17 protein-coding genes are annotated in these 16,824 nt (G+C 71.7%); 16 read left to right on the top strand and 1 reads right to left on the bottom strand.

Annotated features, from left to right (window positions below):
* Positions 1-13 precede the first annotated feature (13 nt).
* The 16 genes from DPM19_RS35065 to DPM19_RS32505 all read left to right on the top strand — a co-directional run bounded on the left by DPM19_RS35065 (position 14) and on the right by DPM19_RS32505 (position 16,557).
* Positions 14-1,315: a DUF6801 domain-containing protein gene (locus DPM19_RS35065; protein ID WP_146779078.1), complete on the top strand. Its 1,302-nt coding sequence runs from the start codon at positions 14-16 to the stop codon at positions 1,313-1,315.
* A 111-nt stretch (positions 1,316-1,426) separates the two neighbouring features.
* A complete protein-coding gene (locus DPM19_RS32575; RefSeq protein WP_111871935.1) occupies positions 1,427-2,674 on the top strand; it encodes a lipase family protein in 1,248 nt (415 codons plus the stop codon).
* Between the two features lie 43 nt (positions 2,675-2,717).
* Positions 2,718-3,263 (top strand): hypothetical protein, encoded by a 546-nt coding sequence (locus DPM19_RS32570; RefSeq protein WP_111871934.1) that lies wholly within the window; start codon positions 2,718-2,720, stop codon positions 3,261-3,263.
* A 3-nt stretch (positions 3,264-3,266) separates the two neighbouring features.
* A complete protein-coding gene (locus DPM19_RS32565; protein ID WP_111871933.1) occupies positions 3,267-4,055 on the top strand; it encodes an MlaE family ABC transporter permease in 789 nt (262 codons plus the stop codon).
* Positions 4,056-4,057: 2 nt separating this feature from the next.
* On the top strand, positions 4,058-4,888 hold the full coding sequence (locus DPM19_RS32560) for an MlaE family ABC transporter permease (protein ID WP_233511051.1): 831 nt from the start codon (positions 4,058-4,060) through the stop codon (positions 4,886-4,888).
* Positions 4,885-6,153: an MCE family protein gene (locus tag DPM19_RS32555; RefSeq protein WP_111871931.1), complete on the top strand. Its 1,269-nt coding sequence runs from the start codon at positions 4,885-4,887 to the stop codon at positions 6,151-6,153. The genes DPM19_RS32560 and DPM19_RS32555 overlap by 4 nt, the downstream gene beginning before the upstream one ends.
* Entirely contained in the window at positions 6,150-7,190 is a 1,041-nt protein-coding gene (locus DPM19_RS32550) for an MCE family protein (RefSeq protein WP_111871930.1), read from the top strand. Before DPM19_RS32555 ends, DPM19_RS32550 begins: the two co-directional genes overlap by 4 nt.
* Positions 7,187-8,212 carry an MCE family protein gene (locus DPM19_RS32545; protein WP_111871929.1) on the top strand — a complete coding sequence of 342 codons (1,026 nt, stop codon included), beginning with the start codon at positions 7,187-7,189 and terminating at the stop codon, positions 8,210-8,212. Before DPM19_RS32550 ends, DPM19_RS32545 begins: the two co-directional genes overlap by 4 nt.
* Positions 8,212-9,237 carry an MCE family protein gene (locus DPM19_RS32540; RefSeq protein ID WP_111871928.1) on the top strand — a complete coding sequence of 342 codons (1,026 nt, stop codon included), beginning with the start codon at positions 8,212-8,214 and terminating at the stop codon, positions 9,235-9,237. The genes DPM19_RS32545 and DPM19_RS32540 overlap by 1 nt, the downstream gene beginning before the upstream one ends.
* Complete coding sequence (locus DPM19_RS32535; protein WP_111871927.1) at positions 9,234-10,385, top strand: MCE family protein; 1,152 nt, start codon at positions 9,234-9,236, stop codon at positions 10,383-10,385. Before DPM19_RS32540 ends, DPM19_RS32535 begins: the two co-directional genes overlap by 4 nt.
* A complete protein-coding gene (locus DPM19_RS32530; protein ID WP_111871926.1) occupies positions 10,385-11,641 on the top strand; it encodes an MCE family protein in 1,257 nt (418 codons plus the stop codon). The genes DPM19_RS32535 and DPM19_RS32530 overlap by 1 nt, the downstream gene beginning before the upstream one ends.
* Positions 11,642-11,655: 14 nt before the next feature.
* Complete coding sequence (locus tag DPM19_RS32525) at positions 11,656-12,162, top strand: hypothetical protein (protein WP_111871925.1); 507 nt, start codon at positions 11,656-11,658, stop codon at positions 12,160-12,162.
* A 31-nt stretch (positions 12,163-12,193) separates the two neighbouring features.
* Positions 12,194-13,015, top strand: coding sequence for a hypothetical protein (locus DPM19_RS36615; RefSeq protein ID WP_233511048.1), 822 nt, complete (start codon positions 12,194-12,196; stop codon positions 13,013-13,015).
* A 31-nt stretch (positions 13,016-13,046) separates the two neighbouring features.
* Positions 13,047-14,396 carry a hypothetical protein gene (locus tag DPM19_RS36610; RefSeq protein WP_233511033.1) on the top strand — a complete coding sequence of 450 codons (1,350 nt, stop codon included), beginning with the start codon at positions 13,047-13,049 and terminating at the stop codon, positions 14,394-14,396.
* Between the two features lie 35 nt (positions 14,397-14,431).
* Entirely contained in the window at positions 14,432-14,962 is a 531-nt protein-coding gene (locus DPM19_RS32510) for a hypothetical protein (protein WP_111871924.1), read from the top strand.
* Positions 14,963-15,318: 356 nt separating this feature from the next.
* Positions 15,319-16,557: a YcaO-like family protein gene (locus DPM19_RS32505; protein WP_111871923.1), complete on the top strand. Its 1,239-nt coding sequence runs from the start codon at positions 15,319-15,321 to the stop codon at positions 16,555-16,557.
* Between the two features lie 16 nt (positions 16,558-16,573).
* On the opposite strand, the gene DPM19_RS35960 is transcribed toward DPM19_RS32505, so the two are convergent.
* Positions 16,574-16,726 (bottom strand): hypothetical protein, encoded by a 153-nt coding sequence (locus DPM19_RS35960; protein WP_199485407.1) that lies wholly within the window; start codon positions 16,724-16,726, stop codon positions 16,574-16,576.
* Between the last annotated feature and the right edge of the window lie 98 nt (positions 16,727-16,824).

Raw genomic sequence — 16,824 nt, 5'->3', positions numbered from 1 at the left:
TGAGAGGTAAGCGGTGAAAACCAAGACAGGCAAGATCAAGGCGACTCTGGTGACGGCTGCCGTCACCGGACTCGCGGCCGGTGGTATCGGCATTCTCGGTGCCGGTACTGCTTCGGCGGCCCCGGTGTCGCTGACGCTGAACTACACCTGCCCGTTCCCGCTGATCGGGACGCAGCAGGTGACCGTGAAGATCGACTCGGACTTCCCGACGTCGATCGCGGTGGGCGAGGCCAGCCCGGCGATCGTGATCAACACGACGTCGACCGTGCCCGAGACCGCCACCCAGGGGCTGACCCTGGTCGGCGCCAAGACCATCGAGGGCACCGCCCTGGCCGACTCGCAGGTGGCCGCCCCCGGCATCACCCTGCCGGTCAAGGTCCCGGCCCCGATCCCCTCCACCCCCGTCCCCGCCTCCGGCGCCTTCCAGGTGCCGGCCACCGGCAACGCCCCCAGCCTGACCTTCACCCAGCCGGGCACCGCCACGGTCACGGTGGGCAACATCCTGCTGACGCTGTCCCCCAAGGACGCCAACGGCAACCTGACCGGCCTGGGCACCTTCGAGTCCCCGTGCACCCTCGTCCCCGGCCAGAACACCACCCTGGCCACCTTCGAGATCACCGGCAGCAGCCCGAGCCCCAGCCAGAGCCCGAGCCCCAGCCAGAGCCCGAGCCCGAGCCAGAGCCCGAGCCCCAGCGAGAGCCCGAGCCCCAGCGAGAGCCCGAGCCCGAGCCAGAGCCCGAGCCCCAGCGAGAGCCCGAGCCCCAGCCCCAGCCCGACGAGCAGCCCGACCGGCGGCCCCGGTGGCGTGAACTACAGCTACGGCCTGTCCGGCCAGACGGTCATCAAGGCCGCCAACGGCACGGTCCCGCTGACCGGTGGGATCGACGCCAACCTGGACCTGGCCAGCGGTAACTTCACCGCCGACCTGACGCTGAACCCGACCTCGGGCAGCTTCAAGCTGCTGGGCTTCCTGCCCTCCAGCGCCGACATCGCCTTCGCCCCGCAGGGCAAGGCGACCGGATCGCTGAAGGACGGCGTCCTGACCGCGAACTCCAAGGTCGCGGTGAAGCTCCCCTCGATCAAGCTGTTCGGCCTCGGCATCGCCGGCGGTGCGAACTGCGCGACCTCCACCCCGGCCGACATCAACCTGAAGTCGACCGACCCCTTCTTCAACCCGCTGTCCGGTGGCAACGTGACCGGCACCTACACGCTGGCCAGCCTCAACAACCAGTGTGGCTTCCTCGGCGGCATCGCCAGCATCTTCATGGCGGGCCCCGGCAACACCATCGCGCTGAAGCTCACCCCTAAGAGCTAAGGCGGATTTCCCGCACCAGGTCGGTCCCCGTCGCGGGCGCGGCGGGGACCGACTCTGATGCACCGATCGCACGCCACCGGAAGCCAACGCAAGCCAGTGGAAGCAGGAGAGATGCGCGCACTGTCCCCCCTCCCGCCCGGCGGGCGCCGGCCACGGTCCGGCACGGTCCTCGCGCCGGTCGCGGCGGCCCTCCTGCTGCTCGGCACCGCGGCTCCGGCCTCGGCGGCCCCGGCCGCTCCCGCGGCCCCCGCGGCCGCCCCGGCCCCCGACGACTTCTACGTCCCGCCGTCCCCGCTGCCCGCGGGGGCGCCCGGTGACGTGATCCGGGCCCGCCGCTCGGACGCGGGCACGCCCACCGCCACCCGCCTCGCCGACGCGTGGCAGGTGATGTACCTGTCCACCAACGCGACGGGCCAGCGGATGGCGACCACCGGCACGGTCCTGGTGCCCAAGGGCGTGGACCGGACGAAGGCGCCGATCATCGGGTTCGGCCCGGGCACGCAGGGCCCGGCGTTCCGGTGCGCGCCGTCGAAGATGATCGAGTCCTCGGCGTTCTACGACCAGTCGGCCCTCAACGACCTGCTGACCAAGGGGTACGCGGTGACGGTCCCCGACTACGAGGGGTACCGGCAGCAGCCGAAGTCCACCTACGTGGTGGGCCGGTCGATGGGCCCGGCGATGCTCGACCTCGTGCGCGCCGCGCAGCGGATGCCCGACACCTCGCTGGCGCCGGGCGCCAAGGTCGTGTTCCGCGGCTACTCCCAGGGCGGCGGCGCCGCCCTGTGGGCCGGCGAGCTCCAGCCGGCCTACGCGCCGGAACTGAACCTGGTGGGCGTGTCCGCGGGCGGCGTCCCGGCGGACCTGGTCCAGGTGTCGCTCCCGCTGGAGGGCAAGGCCGGGTTCGGCGTGCTGGCGTACGCCCTGAAGGGGCTGGACAACGCCTACCCGGAACTGAAGCTGGACACCTTCCTCAACGACGCCGGCCGCGCCATGTACTCCCGCATGGAGAGCGGCGAGTGCCTGCTGGAACTGCTGCTCGGCTACCAGGGCAAGCGGATCCAGGACTACATGACCAGGAGCCCGGTCCTGGACCCGCCCTGGCTGGCGCGCATCGCCGAGAACAAGCTGGGCGCGACCCCGCCGAAGGTTCCGGTGTTCCAGTACCACGCCGACCAGGACGAGCTCGTGGCGTTCCCCCAGGCCCAGGCCCTGCGCACCACCTACTGCGCCGCCGGCGTCCAGCTGACCTGGAAGGCCTACAACAGCGGCCACATCTCCCTCGTCTACCACGGCAATGCCGACTCGCTGGCGTTCATCGCCGACCGCCTGGCCGGCACGCCCGCAACGACCAACTGCTGAGATCCCACCGGCCCCCAAGGCGCGAAGAGCAAGGAGTAACACCATGGTCCGACACCTCATCCTCGGAGCCGTGTTGACCGCGATCACCGGCACCGCCCTCACCGGCTGCGGCGGCGGCGACTCCGACGAGCCACCCGTCCCCCCGGAGGTCGCCTGGGCCGGACGCTTCTGCACCACCATCGGGGAGAACACCCAGCTCAGCCTCCCGCAGGTCGACCTGAACAAGCCGGCGGAGGCCAAGGACGCCCTGGTCGCGTTCCTGGACAGCGTCTCCACCAAGCTCAAGGCCCAGGCCGGCCGGCTGCAGAGCGCCGGGGCGCCCCCGGTCAGCGGCGGCCAGACCGCGATGGACCAGGCGCTCAAGAAGCTCAACGACACCCAGGCCGCCGTGAACGCCGCCAACACCAAGCTGCGCGCCACCAAGGTGACCAACCAGGCCGGTCTCAAGACCGCGTTCACCCGCGCCGGCCAGGACATGGCCAAGTTCGGCTCCTACCAGGGCCCGGTCCGCGACCTCGGCGCCAGCAACCCCACCCTCGGCCAGGCCTTCAGCAAGGCGCCCGCCTGCAAGTCCCAGGTCAGCGGGTAGGGCATGGCCGCCCAGGAGATCTCCTTCCCCGGCGCCGGCGGGCTGCGGCAGACCGGCCGGCTGTTCGCGCTCGCCGCCACCGTGCTGGGCATGATGTTCCGCCGGCCGTTCCAGGTGCGCGAGTTCGTCGAGCAGTTCTGGTTCATCGCCGCGGTGACGATCCTGCCGACCGCGCTGGTGTCCATCCCGTTCGGCGCGGTGATCGCGCTGCAGGTCGGCTCGCTCACCCAGCAGCTCGGCGCGCAGTCCTTCACCGGCGGCGCGAGCGTGCTCGCGATCCTCCAGCAGGCCAGCCCCCTGATCGTGGCGCTGCTGATCTCGGGGGTGGCGGGGTCGGCGATCTGCGCGGACATCGGTTCCCGGACGATCCGGGAGGAGATGGACGCGATGGAGGTCCTGGGCATCTCCCCGATCCAGCGGCTGGTCGTGCCGCGGGTGCTCGCGTGCATGGCCGTCGCGGTGCTGCTGAACGGGCTGGTGTCGGTGGTCGGGGTGGCGGGCGGCTACTTCTTCAACGTGGTCATGCAGAGCGGCACGCCGGGCGCGTACCTGGCGAGCTTCTCCGCGCTGGCCCAGCTCCCCGACCTCTACATCAGCGAGTTCAAGGCACTGATCTTCGGCTTCATCGCCGGGGTCGTCGCCGCGTACCGGGGGCTGAACCCCGGGAGCGGCCCGAAGGGCGTCGGCGACGCGGTCAACCAGTCGGTCGTCATCACCTTCCTGCTGCTGTTCTTCGTCAACCTCGTGGTCACCGGGATCTACCTGCAGGTCGTCCCGCCGAAGGGAGGATGATCGTGGGTCTCGTCTCCGGCGCGCGGAAGGTCGGCGGGTTCACCTGGCTGGACCGGCCGGGCGACCAGCTGATCTTCTACATCCGCGCCCTGCTGTGGATCCCGCGGGTGGTCCGCCGCTACCTCAAGGAGGTGCAGCGGCTGCTGGCCGAGGTCGCCTTCGGCAGCGGCGGGCTGGGCGTCATCGGCGGCACGATCGGCGTGATGATCGCCATGACGCTGTTCACCGGGACGGTCGTCGGCCTGCAGGGCTACTCGGCCCTGCAGCAGATCGGCACCTCGGCGTTCACCGGGTTCGCCTCGGCGTACATCAATACACGGGAGATCGCCCCGCTGGTGTCGGGGCTGGCGCTGTCGGCCACCGTCGGCGCCGGGTTCACCGCCCAGCTCGGCGCCATGCGGATCAACGAGGAGGTCGACGCCCTGGAGGTCATGGGCATCCCCAGCCTCCCCTACCTGGTCACCACGCGGATCGTGGCCGGGGCCGTGGCGATCATCCCGCTGTACGGGATCGGGCTGCTGAGCTCGTACATGTCCTCGCGGGCGGTCACGGTGTACTTCAACGGGCAGTCGGCGGGCACCTACGACCACTACTTCGGGCTGTTCCTGGCCCCCACGGACGTGTTGCTGTCCTTCATGAAGGTGCTGATCTTCAGCGTGATGGTGATCCTCGCGCACTGCTACCACGGTTTCCGGGCCGCCGGCGGGCCGGCCGGGGTGGGCGCGGCGGTCGGCCGCGGGGTGCGCACCTCGATCGTGCTGATCAGCGTCACCGACTTCTTCCTGAGCCTGGCGATCTGGGGCACCACGACGACGGTGAAGGTGGCGGGATGAACGAGGGCGTTTTCCGGCGACGGGCCGCGGGAGTCGTGTTCCTGCTGCTCCCGGTGCTGCTGATCTGGCTGTCGGTGGCCATGTACGACAAGCGGTTCACCGAGATCTCCAAGGTGACCCTGCACACCGCCAGCGTCGGCAACGAAATGCACCTGCACGCCGACGTCAAGCTGCGCGGCGTGGTGGTCGGCGAGGTGCGGAAGATCTCCGCCAGCGGCAGCGGCGCCACCCTCGAGCTGGCGATCCAGCCCGAGAAGGTGCGCCTGCTGCCGGCGAACGTGTCCGCGCAGATGCTGCCCACCACGCTGTTCGGGCAGCGGTACGTGGCGCTGATCCCGCCGGACCAGCCCAGCCCGCAGCGCCTGGTCGCGGGCAGCGTCATCCGCCAGGACCGCTCGACCAACGCGATCGAGATCCAGCAGGTGCTGGACAACCTGCTGCCGATGCTGAACGCGGTGCAGCCCGCCAAGCTCGCCGCCACGCTCACCGCGCTCTCCCAGGCGGTGGACGGGCGCGGCACCAAGATCGGCACGACCCTGGTGGAGCTGGACGCGTACCTGAAGAAGGTCAACCCGAACCTGCCCCAGTTCAACCGCACCGTGCGGGAACTGGCCGAGGTCAGCCACCACTACAGCGCCGCCGCGCCCGACATCCTGCAGGCGCTCAACGACCTCACCTACACCAGCCGGACGCTGGCCGAGCAGCAGGCCAACCTGAGCAGGCTGTACTCCTCGGTGACCGGCGGGTCGCAGCGGCTGTCGGACTTCCTGCGGGAGAACTCCGGCAACATCATCCGGCTGTCGTCCAGTAGCCGGCCCAACCTGCGGCTGCTGGCGAAGTACTCGCCGGAGTACCCCTGCGTGCTGGAGATGCTGGCCGACTTCGTCCCGGTGATGGACAAGGTCCTCGGCAAGGGCACCCGGGAGCCCGGCCTGCACGTCCAGGTCAGGTCGGTGCCCGCGCGCGGCAAGTACGTCCCCGGCCGGGACCGCCCGGCGTACGGGAAGGGTGGCGGCCCGCACTGCTACCCCGTCCCGTACCGCGGCGGCGCCGGCCCGGCGTCCGTCAGGGTGGCGCCGGCGAACGCGGCCACCCCGGTCGCCGTGTCGCCGGGCGGGCTCGGCCTGCCCAACTCCCCGCAGGAGAACGGGCTGGTCAACGAGCTGCTGGCGCCCGGTCTCCAGGAGGTCCCGGAGGCCCTGCCCGACTGGAGCACCGTGCTGGTCGGCCCGATCTACCGGGGTACGGAGGTGAGGATCAAGTGAAGCAGCGCAGCCTCGCCGGACCGCTGGTCAAGTCGGCCATCTTCGTGGTGGTGACGATTCTGGCCACCGCGGTCCTGGTGGCCAGCATCGCGCAGAGCGGCGTCGGCGACACCGCCGACTACCGGGCCCGGTTCACCGACGCGTCCGGGCTGCGCGAGGGCGACAGCATCCGGATCTCCGGCGTCCAGGTCGGCCGGGTCGAGAAGATCAAGGTGGTGGACCGGCGGCTCGCCGAGGTGGAGTTCACCGTCGAGCGGGACCGGCGGCTGCCCGCCTCGACCACCGCCACGATCAAGTACCTCAACCTGGTCGGGCAGCGCTTCGTCGAGCTGGGCCAGGGCACCGGCACGGTCGGCACGATGCGGCCCGGCGCCACCATCCCGACCGAGCGCACCGTTCCGGCGCTGAACCTGACCCAGCTGTTCAACGGCTTCCAGCCGCTGTTCCAGGCTTTGTCGCCCAAGGACGTCAACCAGCTCGCCGGCCAGATCATCCAGGTGATGCAGGGCGAGGGCACCACGATGGAGAGCCTGCTCGCCACCGTCGGATCGCTGACCAGCACCCTCGCCGGCAAGGACCAGGTGATCGGCCAGGTGATCGACAACCTGAACGAGGTGCTCGACACCGTCAACGCGCGCGGCGACGAGCTCGGCGACCTGATCAACACGCTGAGCCGGCTGGTCTCCGGGCTGGCGGCCGACCGCACGTCGATCGGCAACGCGATCGGCGCGCTGGACGACCTCACCCACACCACCGCCGGCTTCCTGAAGCAGGGGCGCGACCCGCTCAAGCGGGACATCGCCCAGCTCGGCCGGCTCTCCGACAACCTGGCCGACGAGTCGGGGACGATCGACCGGTTCCTGCGGAACCTGCCGATCAAGATGGAGGGCATCGCCCGGCTCGGCTCGTACGGATCGTGGATGAACTTCTACCTCTGCGAGGCCACCGTGACAGGTGCGACCTACCGGCAGTTCCCCGGCGAGAACCACCCCGCGCCGAAGGGGATCCCGAACACGGCGGCGAGGTGCAAGCGATGAGACGGCCCCGGCTGAAGCCGGTCCGCGAACGCAACCCGATCATCGTCGCCGTGGTCGGCGTCGTCGCCATCCTGGTGTCGTCGCTGGTCGCCTACTCCGCCGACGACCTGCCCGTCATCGGCGGCGGCACCACCTACACCGCCGAGTTCACCGAGGCGGCCGGGCTGCGGTCCGGCAACGAGGTGCGGGTCGCCGGGGTGAAGGTCGGCAAGGTCACCGGGGTGGAACTCGACCGGGCCAAGGTGAAGGTGTCCTTCCGGGTCAAGGACGCCTGGATCGGCAACGCCAGCACCGCCGCGATCGCGATCAAGACGCTGCTCGGCGACAAGTACCTGGCCGTCGATCCGCTCGGCCCCGCCGCGCAGAACCCCGACGCCCGGATCCCGATCTCGCGCACCACGTCCCCCTACGACGTGACCAAGGCGTTCGACGACCTGGCCGGGACCGTCGGGCAACTCGACGCCCAGCAGCTCGCGCTGAGCCTGGACACGATCTCCACCACGTTCGCCAACACCGGGCCGAGCGTCCGCACCACGCTGGACGGCCTGTCGGCGCTGTCGAAGACCATCGCCTCCCGGGACGACCAGCTCGCCTCACTGCTGGCCAACACCCGGAAGGTCTCCGGCACCCTGGCCGGGCAGAACGCCCAGTTCGAGGCGCTGCTGCGGGACGGCAACCTGCTGCTGGGCGAGCTGCGCCGGCGCCGGGACGCCATCCACGGGATGCTGGTCGGCACCCAGACGCTCTCCGTCCAGCTCTCCGGCCTGGTCAACGACAACCAGCGGCAGATGGAGCCCATGCTGCGGGCGCTGGACCGGGTCACCGCGCTACTCGAACGCAACAAGCGCAGCCTCGACCGGGCGATGGCCCTGACCGGCCCCTACACCCGGCTGGTGGGCAACGCGCTGGGCAACGGGCGGTGGATGGACGGCTACCTGTGCGGCCTCGTCCCCAAGAGCTACCTGCCGGCCGGCACGGGACCGAAGACCGGATGCATGCCTCCGAAGGGAGGGGGACGCTGATGCTCACCAAGTCGCTGCGGCGCCGCGGCACCCTGGCCGCGGTGCCCATCGCCCTGGCCCTGGCCGCGGCCGGGTCCCTGGCCGCCGGATGGGGCCCGGGCGGCACCCGCGTCACCGCCCACTTCACCGCGGCGATCGGCGTCTACCCGGGCTCGGACGTGCGGGTGCTCGGCGTCAAGGTCGGCACGATCGACTCCGTCGAGCCGGAGGGCACCGGGGTCAGGACGACCATGACGGTGGACCACGGGGTGGACGTCCCGGCCGGGGCGCGGGCCATCGTGGTCGCGCCCAGCCTCGTCGCCGACCGGTACATCCAGCTCACCCCCGCCTACACCGGCGGGCCCAAGCTCGCCGGCGGCACGGTGATCCCGGTCCAGCGCACCGCCACCCCGATGGAGCTCGACAAGCTCTACGACAGCGTCAAGAACCTCTCCACCCAGCTCGGCCCGGAGGGGGTCAACAAGAACGGGGCGCTGTCGCGGGTGCTGGACACCGGCGCGGCGAACCTGCGCGGCAACGGGCAGGCGCTGCGCACCACGATCGAGCAGTTCGGCCAGGTCGCCAGGACGCTCACCGACTCCAAGGACGACCTGTTCGGCACCATCACCGACCTGCAGAAGTTCATGACGATGCTCAAGAACAACGACGGGCAGGTCCGGACGGCCGAACGGCAGCTCGCCGACGTCACCGGCTTCCTGGCCGAGGACAAGGAGAACCTGGAGGCCGCGCTGCGGGAGCTGGCCCGGGCCCTGGTCCTGGTGAAGGACTTCATCGAGGACAACCGGGCGCTGCTCAGCGCCAACATCAACAAGCTGGCCTCGATCACCCAGGTGCTCGTCGACCAGCGGAGGGCGCTGGCCGAGGCGCTGGACGTGCAGCCGCTCAACGTGGGCAACGTCCTCAACGCCTACGACCCGGCCACCCGGACCCTGATGGGCCGCGGCAACCTCAACGAGCTGACCCCGACCGGCCCGCCGCTGCCGCTGCCGGCGGCGGGCCCGACACAGCCCGGGAGTGGCGGATGACGCGCAGGACGTTCCAGACCGGGATGCTCGCCGCCGTGGCCGCGGTGACGGCGGCCGGCTGCGGGCTCGGCGTGCAGGACATGACCCTGCCCGGCGGCGCCGACGTGGGCGACGACCCCTACACCGTGACGGCGCAGTTCGCCAACGTGCTCAACCTGGTGCCGCAGTCGGCGGTGAAGGTCAACGACGTCGCGGTCGGCCGGGTCACCAAGGTCACCCTGCCCAGCAACGGCTGGACGGCCACCGTCACCATGATCGTCCACGGCGATGTGCGGCTGCCCGCCAACGCGTCGGCCCGGCTGCAGCAGTCGAGCCTGCTCGGCGAGAAGTACATCGAGCTGGCCGCCCCGCCGCCCGGGCAGGCCGCCGGCAGGCTGGCCGACGGCGCCACGATCCCGGTGGCCCGCACCAACCGCAACACCGAGGTCGAAGAGGTCTTCGGCGCGCTGTCGATGCTGCTCAACGGCGGCGGCCTGGCCCAGCTGCGCACCATCACCACCGAGCTGAACAGCGCGCTGGAGGGCAACACACCGCAGATCAAGTCGCTGTTTCAGCAGATCAACAAGCTGACCACCGACCTCAACACCAACCGCCAGGGCATCGTGGACGCGCTGGACGGGATGAACCGGCTGTCGGCCACGCTGAGCGACCGCAAGGGGCAGCTCGCCACCGTGATGGACGACCTCGGCCCCGGCCTGAAGACGCTGGAGAGCCAGCGCAGTTCGCTGGTCAGGATGCTGGAGTCGCTGGACACCCTGTCGGACGTCGCGGTCAAGACCATCGACCGCAGCCAGGACGACATGATCGCCGCGCTCCGGGAGCTGGAACCCACGCTGCGCAAGCTCTCCGACGCCGGGCGGGACCTGCCCCGGTCGCTGGAGGTGCTGTTCACCTACCCGTTCACCGACGCGGTGCTGCCGGCGATCAAGGGTGACTACCTCAACGCCTACCTGACGGTGACGGCACCCGCCGGCACCGAGATCATCCCGCCGATCAAGCCGGGCGAGGCGCCGAAGCCGCCGGCTCCGGCCCCGTCCTCCGCGCCACCGCTGCCGCTGCCCCCGACCAGCGCGCCCCCCGGGCCCACCCCGTCGGGCGTCCCGTCACCGCCGCCGACCTCGGCGCCGCCCACCGGAGGGGGGAACTGATGCTGACCCTCGGCACCAGGCTGAAGAACCTCGCATTCGTGATCATCGGTACCATCACCCTCTTCTACATCGGTACCAACTACGCGAACCTCGGCCGGTACGTCGGGCTGAGCGGCTACTACGTGGTCAAGGTGGACCTGCCCCAGGCCGGCGGCCTCACCACCAACGCCGACGTCACCTACCGGGGGATCTCGGTCGGCCGGGTCGGGCCGCTGGAACTGACCTCCGACGGCGTGCTGGCGAACCTGCACATCGACAACTCCGCGCCGAAGATCCCGGCCAACACCCAGGCGGTGGTCGCCAACCGGTCCGCGGTCGGCGAGCAGTACATCGACCTGCGCCCGGCGACCCGCGGCGGGCCGTACCTGGCCGCCGGCACGGTGATCCCGCGATCGGCCACGCAGACCCCCGCACCGGTGACCGACCTGCTCGCCAGCGTGGACGGCATGGTCTCCTCGGTCCCGCTGGAGTCGCTGCGGGTCGTGGTGGACGAGCTCGGCCGGGCGTTCTCCGGGCAGGGCCAGAACCTGGGCGCGCTGCTGGACAACGGCGCCGACCTCACCCAGGCCGCCAGCCGGCACGTCGAGCCCACCAACCGGCTCATCACCGACGGCGCGATCGCGCTGCGCACCCAGAACGAGGAGGCCGACGCGCTGGCCGCGTTCGGCCGCAACGCCCGGCTGCTGTCGGCGCAGCTGCGCGCCTCCGACCCCGACCTGCGCAAGGTCATCACCGCCGGGACGCCGGCCGCCGAGCAGTTCGCCGGGCTGCTACGGGACGTCGACCCGTCCCTGAGCGTGATGCTGGCGAACCTGCTGACCACCTCCGACCTGCTGTTCACCCGGTACCAGGGGATGGAGGAACTGCTGGTCAAGGTGCCGGCGGCGGTGGCCGCGGGCTCGACCGTGGTCGGCGGCGGCAAGCTCAACTTCGGCATGGTGACGACCTTCTTCGACCCGCTGCCCTGCACCCGGGGGTACGGCGGCACCCGGTACCGCAACGGCCTGGACACCTCGCGCGGCCCCGCGCTGAACACCGCCGCCCGCTGCACCATGCCGGCCTCCAGCGGCGTCAACGTCAGGGGCGCCGGCAACGCGCCCCGCGGCCGCGCGCTGCCGCCCCCGGCCCGGCCCGGCTCGGTCGGGATGAACGCCTCGGCGAGGTCGGCGCTGCCAGGCGCGCTCGGCCTGCCCGCGCTGCCGGCCGCGGGCCCCTCGGACATGAGCGGGCTGCTGGGCCTGCGGGGAACCGGCTGAGAACGGAGCACGAGATGATCGCGATACGGAGGTACGCCGGCCCGGTACTGATCGGGCTGGCCGCGCTCCTCCTGGCCTGGGCCGGCTGGTCCTACTGGCAGGCGGGCAACTCCCCCGAGGCGGAGTCCGGCCACGACCGCGACCTCGCGCTGAGCGCCGGGAAACAGCAGATCGCCGCGCTCAACAGCATGGACCACGCGCGGGTCGACGCCGGGCTGCGGCAGTGGCTGAACGCCTCGACCGGGCCGCTGCACGACCAGCTGCGGCGCGACTCGGCGCAGAGCAGGCAGCGGATCCTCCAGGCCCGGACCAGCGCGGAGGGCAGCGTCACCGCCGCCGCACTCACCGAACTGGACGGCCGGGCCGGCACCGCCCAGGTCATCGCGTCGGTGGAGATCCGGCTCACCCCGCAGGCCGGCGCGCCCAGCGTCCAGCGCAAACGCTACGAGGCCGGGCTGAGCCGCACCCCCGGCGGCTGGAAGCTCACCTCGCTCACCGCGATCCCGGCCGGAGCGCGCTGACCGCCACCGGCAGGGGAGAGGACGACACGCAGTGAACACCACCGGAGAAGACCAGGAGCAGCACTTCCGGGTGCGCTGGGACCACACGGAGCCGCCGGAACCCGCGGACGGGTACGAGGACCACACGGAGGCCGAGGAACCCGCGGGGCCTGCGGAGTTCGAGGAGCTCGAGGAGGCCGAGGCCGAGGCCGAGGAGTTCGCGGAGGCCGGGGAGCCCGAGGAGTTCGCGGCGGTGCCCGCGGAGCGGCCGCGCCGCGCGCCCCGGCAGGCGCCCCGCCGGGCGCCCCGGCGGGCGTCTCGCACCCGCCGGGCCCGCCGCCCGGCACCCCGCCTCCGCGTGCCCCTGCCCCGGGTACCGACCGGACCGGTGGCGCAGCTCGTGCTCGCGGCGGTCATCGCGCTGGCCGCGGTCGTGCTGCTCGTCCAGGCCGGGCAGCAGCGCGAGACCTCCCCGGCCGTCAACCGGGCACTGCTGGACGACGCCGCCACCACCCGGGTCACCGACTCGGTCGGTGACGCGCTGACCAGGATCTTCTCCTACTCGCCGACCGACACCGCGGCGACCGAGCGGGCCGCCGCCGAGGTCCTCAGCGGCCGGGCGGCCGAGCAGTACCGCCGGCTGTTCGGCCAGGTGAAGCAGCAGGCGCCGGCCCAGCGGCTGACACTGACGACCCGGGTGGTGCGCACCGGGGTGACAGATTTGTCCGCTGACACTGCCCAGCTGCTGGTCTTCTTGGATCAGGTGAGTACTCGCAACGGCAGGCCCAACGGTACCGTCGCCGCGGCGCAACTGTCGGTGACCGCGAAGCTGATGGACGGCCGGTGGAAGATCACCGACCTCCGTTCCAGCTGACCTCCGGTTCCCGCAGGGAGAGGTGACACGGGTGGCGAGGACGAGGACCGGCGTCCGCGACGACGCCGGAACGGCCGAAGAGACCGGGACGGCGAACGCGGTGGACGAGCAGGACGAGATCACCGAGCCGACCGGAGCGGACGAGGCCGCGGCGAGCACCGGAGCCGCGGCGGCCGCGCCGGCCGAGGAGCGGGCCGAGGGGCCCGAGCCGGTGGAGAAGAAGGCCGAAGGGGCGGACGCCGAGCCCGCCGGAGCGCGTGCGGGGACCGCGGCGAGCGCCGAGGCCGCAGAGCCCGGACCGGCTGCGGAGGCCGTGCCGGCTGCGGAGCCCGAATCGGCAGCAGAGGAGGCCGAGCTGGCCGCGGAGCCCGAGCCGGCTGCGGAGGCCGCGGAGCCCGAGCCGGCTACGGCGGCCGCACCGGCGGCGGAGCCCGAGTCGCCAGGGAAGGAGGCCAAGAAGGCGGATGCCGAGCCTGCGAAGGCTGAGCCGGCGCAGGCCGGGACCACCAAGACCAGGAGCACGGCGGCTGGCGCGAAGAGAACCGCGGGCGCCAAGGCTAAGAAACCCAAAGCCGAGAAGCCCAAAGCCGAGAAGCCCAAGGCCAGGAGGGCCGAAGCCGCGGCCGAGGAATCCGAGCCGGTGAGCGAGAAGGACAAGGTAGCCGACACCACGGTCGAGGAGACCGAGCCGGTGGTGGCGAAGACCAAGACTGCGAGCGCCGGGACCGGGAAGGCGGGCGCGAAGAAGGCCGCGACCGCGAAGACGGGGAAGGCCCGGGCTGCGAAGGCCGCGCTCGAGGACGGCGCCGAGGCCGACGAGGAACCCGCGCCGCGGCAACGGGCGAAGGCATCCGGCGAAATGTCTCGGACGTCCGATCCGTTGCTCGTCACGGCGACCGTCCTCGTGATCGTCGCGGCGCTCTGGGCGGCCTGGGCCGGATGGTCGTGGTACTCGGCCGCGCACGACGACTCGCTGCGCTACTCCCAGCTGCGCGACGAGGTGCTGCGCAGCGGCGGGCAGGCGGTCCAGAACCTCAACACGCTGGACTACCGCGACCTCGACCGGGGCCTGCGGCTCTGGCAGGACTCCTCCACCAGCGAGCTGTACGAGCAGATCGTGCAGGGCCGGGAGAAGTTCGAGGAAGACGTCACGAAGGCCAAGACGATCACCACCGCCAGGATCCTGGAGGGGGCCGTCACCGAACTGGACGACCACGCGGGCAAGGCGAGCGTCATCATGGCCGTCCAGATCACCGTCACCCTGCCGGGCGAGGCCCCGGCCACCAAGCAGACCCGGCTGATGGGCGAGCTCACCCGGACCGCCTCGGGCTGGAAGCTCAACGCCCTGGGCCAGGCCCCGGCCGGTTCCGCCGGCTCCTGACCCGGCCCGCAGAACGCGCGAGAGGACGTCCGATCATGAAGGTTTCGAGCGTGGGCGCCTGGGTGCGGCGGCCCGCGGTGCTGGGCGTGGCCGCGGTGCTGCTGGCCGGGGCCGGCGGGTGGTCCCACCAGCAGGCCCGCGACCTGCGCGACGACGTGTCCGCGCGCAACGCGGCCCTCACCGACAACGCCCGCACCAGCGAGGTCAAGGGCGAGATCTCCGACGCGGTGAACACGATTTTCTCCTATAACTACACCGACATGGGCAAGACCGACCGCGCCGCCCGCACCCTGCTCACCGGCCGCGCGGTGCGGCAGTACGACTCCCTGTTCGACGAGGTCCGCAAGCAGGCGCCGCAGCAACGCCTGGTGCTCACCACCACGGTCACCGACAGCGCCGTCAAGACCCTGGAGGACGACCGCGCCCGCCTGCTGGTCTTCGCTGACCAGCGCAACACCCGCGTCTCCGACGGCAAGACCTCCTATGCCGCCGCCATGCTCGCCGTGGACGCCGTCCACCAGGGCGGCCGCTGGAAGATCTCCAACATCAACACCTTCAGCTCCTGACCCTGCCCGGGGCCGGTCCGGACTTTCCCGTCCCTTCTAGATCGTTTTGGGGTGGGTGATCGTGTGAGTCCTGGTGCTGGGGGTATGTCTGATTCTGGCGATGCTCACCGAAAGTAGAGGAGAGGTAGCTATGGGTGCTGCGTACGAACCTGCTTTCTGCGCCGAGAGCAAGGCGCCCCTGACGGAGACCGAAGAGCAGCAGCTCGCCGAGCTGCAGGCCGTGGAAGAGACCACGCAGGAAGACTGACCTGCCCGGTCCATCGCTGGTAACGATCGAGTGGGTGGCCTTCAAGCGCCCACTCGATCCCGCGACAGGGCTCCTGCCCGCGTTCCCGTCCGGGGGTCGAGGCACACCGATGAACCCGTCGAGCACCACCCCGCGCGGCACGGCCGTGGTCCAGGCCGGCGAACGCCAGTTCTCCCTGGCCGAGGCCCGGCGCCTGGGACGGCAGGCCGTGGCCGAAGCCGGCCTCTCGGCGCGCCTGTGGGATCTGCGTGACGCCTGGCGCTGCCGGCTCTACCGTCCCGACGGCTCCGCCCCCCACAACGCGATGGGCAACGGCAAGGGCCCCTCCGACGCCGCCCAGGTCGGCGCGCTGTTCGAGGCGCTGGAACACTGCCACAGCAGCGCGACGCGCCTTGCCGCCGACCACCTGGTACTACGGAGCCCCGACGACCTGCGGGACGGGCCGCTGGCCGACGCCCTGACCGGACTGCGTCAAACACCCGGCACCCGCCTGGCCTGCCGGACCCACCTCTCCCTGACCGGCTCCCCACCACTGGACGTGCCGGTTTTCCTGCAGTGCCCCGACTACCCCGGGCGGACCGCACTGCGCCGCCAGGCCGGGGACACCTGCGACTACACCTCGGCCACCCGATACAGCACCAACAGCGGCACCGCCATCGGCGCCACCCGCGCCGAAGCCCTGGTCCACGCCCTGGCCGAGGCGATCGAACGCGACGCACTGTCGCTCCTGGTTGCCGCCACCTTCCTGACCGCGGCCCCGCCGCCCCTCCGGGTCATCGACCCCGCCACCCTCCCCCCGGACCTGGCCGACCTGCACCGCTACGCCGAGCGGCGCCTCGCCGCCCCCGTCCACCTCATCGACATGACCACCGACCTGGAAGTCCCCGCCTACTGCGCCCACACCCCCGACCACCAGGGCCGGCCCCTGCACGGAACGGGCGCCTCCCTGTCCTCGGCCCACGCCGCGCACCGCGCCCTGAGCGAACTCCTGCAGAGCGCCGTCCTCAGCGACCACCTCCGCGCGACCCCCCGCGACCTGTCACACCTGCGCCGCTACCCCCGCCTGCTCGCCGCGGCCGGCGCCGACTTCACCCCCCACCTGCCCGACACCGGCACCACCGACTTCACCCCCACGACCGCCCCCACCACCCCCCGGCAGCACGCCGAACACCTCACCGCCCGGCTCACCCGGCACGGCCACACCCCCTACGCCCGGACCCTGCACACCGCCACCAACGGCGTCACCACCCTCAGCGTGATCGTCCCCGGCCTCGACCGGTTCTTCACCGTCACCTACGGCAACGCCGTCCTCCCCGGCCCCCGCGCCCGCCGGCTCCTCACCCGCTGAGCCGGCGGAACGGCGGTCAGGAACCGTCCAGCCAGAAGCGCTGGAGCCGGGCCACGGCTTCGTGCCTGCTCATCTCGGAGACCTGCCGCTCGGTGAGCCGGACCCGGGTGATGAGCAGGTGGACCAGGTCGGCGACGGCCTCGTCGAAGGTGGCCCCGCCGGCCGCCACGGGCAGCCTTGGGATGAAGACGGACCACCCGTTTCGAGACATGGAGTACGTCAAGTACGTGACGTACCTTCCTCTTCCCAGGCGTGACCCGCTGTTTT

The sequence above is a fragment of the Actinomadura craniellae genome, from assembly GCF_003289645.1.
Taxonomy (GTDB): Bacteria; Actinomycetota; Actinomycetes; order Streptosporangiales; family Streptosporangiaceae; genus Actinomadura_D; species Actinomadura_D craniellae.
This window is presented reverse-complemented; position numbering and strand designations above follow the sequence as displayed.

Excerpts from the sequence above, each read along its gene's own strand:
- DPM19_RS32575 (WP_111871935.1), top strand. The coding sequence starts at position 1,427 with ATGCGCGCACTGTCCCCCCTCCCGCCCGGCGGGCGCCGGCCACGGTCC.
- DPM19_RS32570 (WP_111871934.1), top strand. The coding sequence starts at position 2,718 with ATGGTCCGACACCTCATCCTCGGAGCCGTGTTGACCGCGATCACCGGC.
- DPM19_RS32565 (WP_111871933.1), top strand. The coding sequence starts at position 3,267 with ATGGCCGCCCAGGAGATCTCCTTCCCCGGCGCCGGCGGGCTGCGGCAG.
- DPM19_RS32555 (WP_111871931.1), top strand. The coding sequence starts at position 4,885 with ATGAACGAGGGCGTTTTCCGGCGACGGGCCGCGGGAGTCGTGTTCCTG.
- DPM19_RS32545 (WP_111871929.1), top strand. The coding sequence starts at position 7,187 with ATGAGACGGCCCCGGCTGAAGCCGGTCCGCGAACGCAACCCGATCATC.
- DPM19_RS32540 (WP_111871928.1), top strand. The coding sequence starts at position 8,212 with ATGCTCACCAAGTCGCTGCGGCGCCGCGGCACCCTGGCCGCGGTGCCC.
- DPM19_RS32535 (WP_111871927.1), top strand. The coding sequence starts at position 9,234 with ATGACGCGCAGGACGTTCCAGACCGGGATGCTCGCCGCCGTGGCCGCG.
- DPM19_RS32530 (WP_111871926.1), top strand. The coding sequence starts at position 10,385 with ATGCTGACCCTCGGCACCAGGCTGAAGAACCTCGCATTCGTGATCATC.
- DPM19_RS32525 (WP_111871925.1), top strand. The coding sequence starts at position 11,656 with ATGATCGCGATACGGAGGTACGCCGGCCCGGTACTGATCGGGCTGGCC.
- DPM19_RS32510 (WP_111871924.1), top strand. The coding sequence starts at position 14,432 with ATGAAGGTTTCGAGCGTGGGCGCCTGGGTGCGGCGGCCCGCGGTGCTG.
- DPM19_RS32505 (WP_111871923.1), top strand. The coding sequence starts at position 15,319 with ATGAACCCGTCGAGCACCACCCCGCGCGGCACGGCCGTGGTCCAGGCC.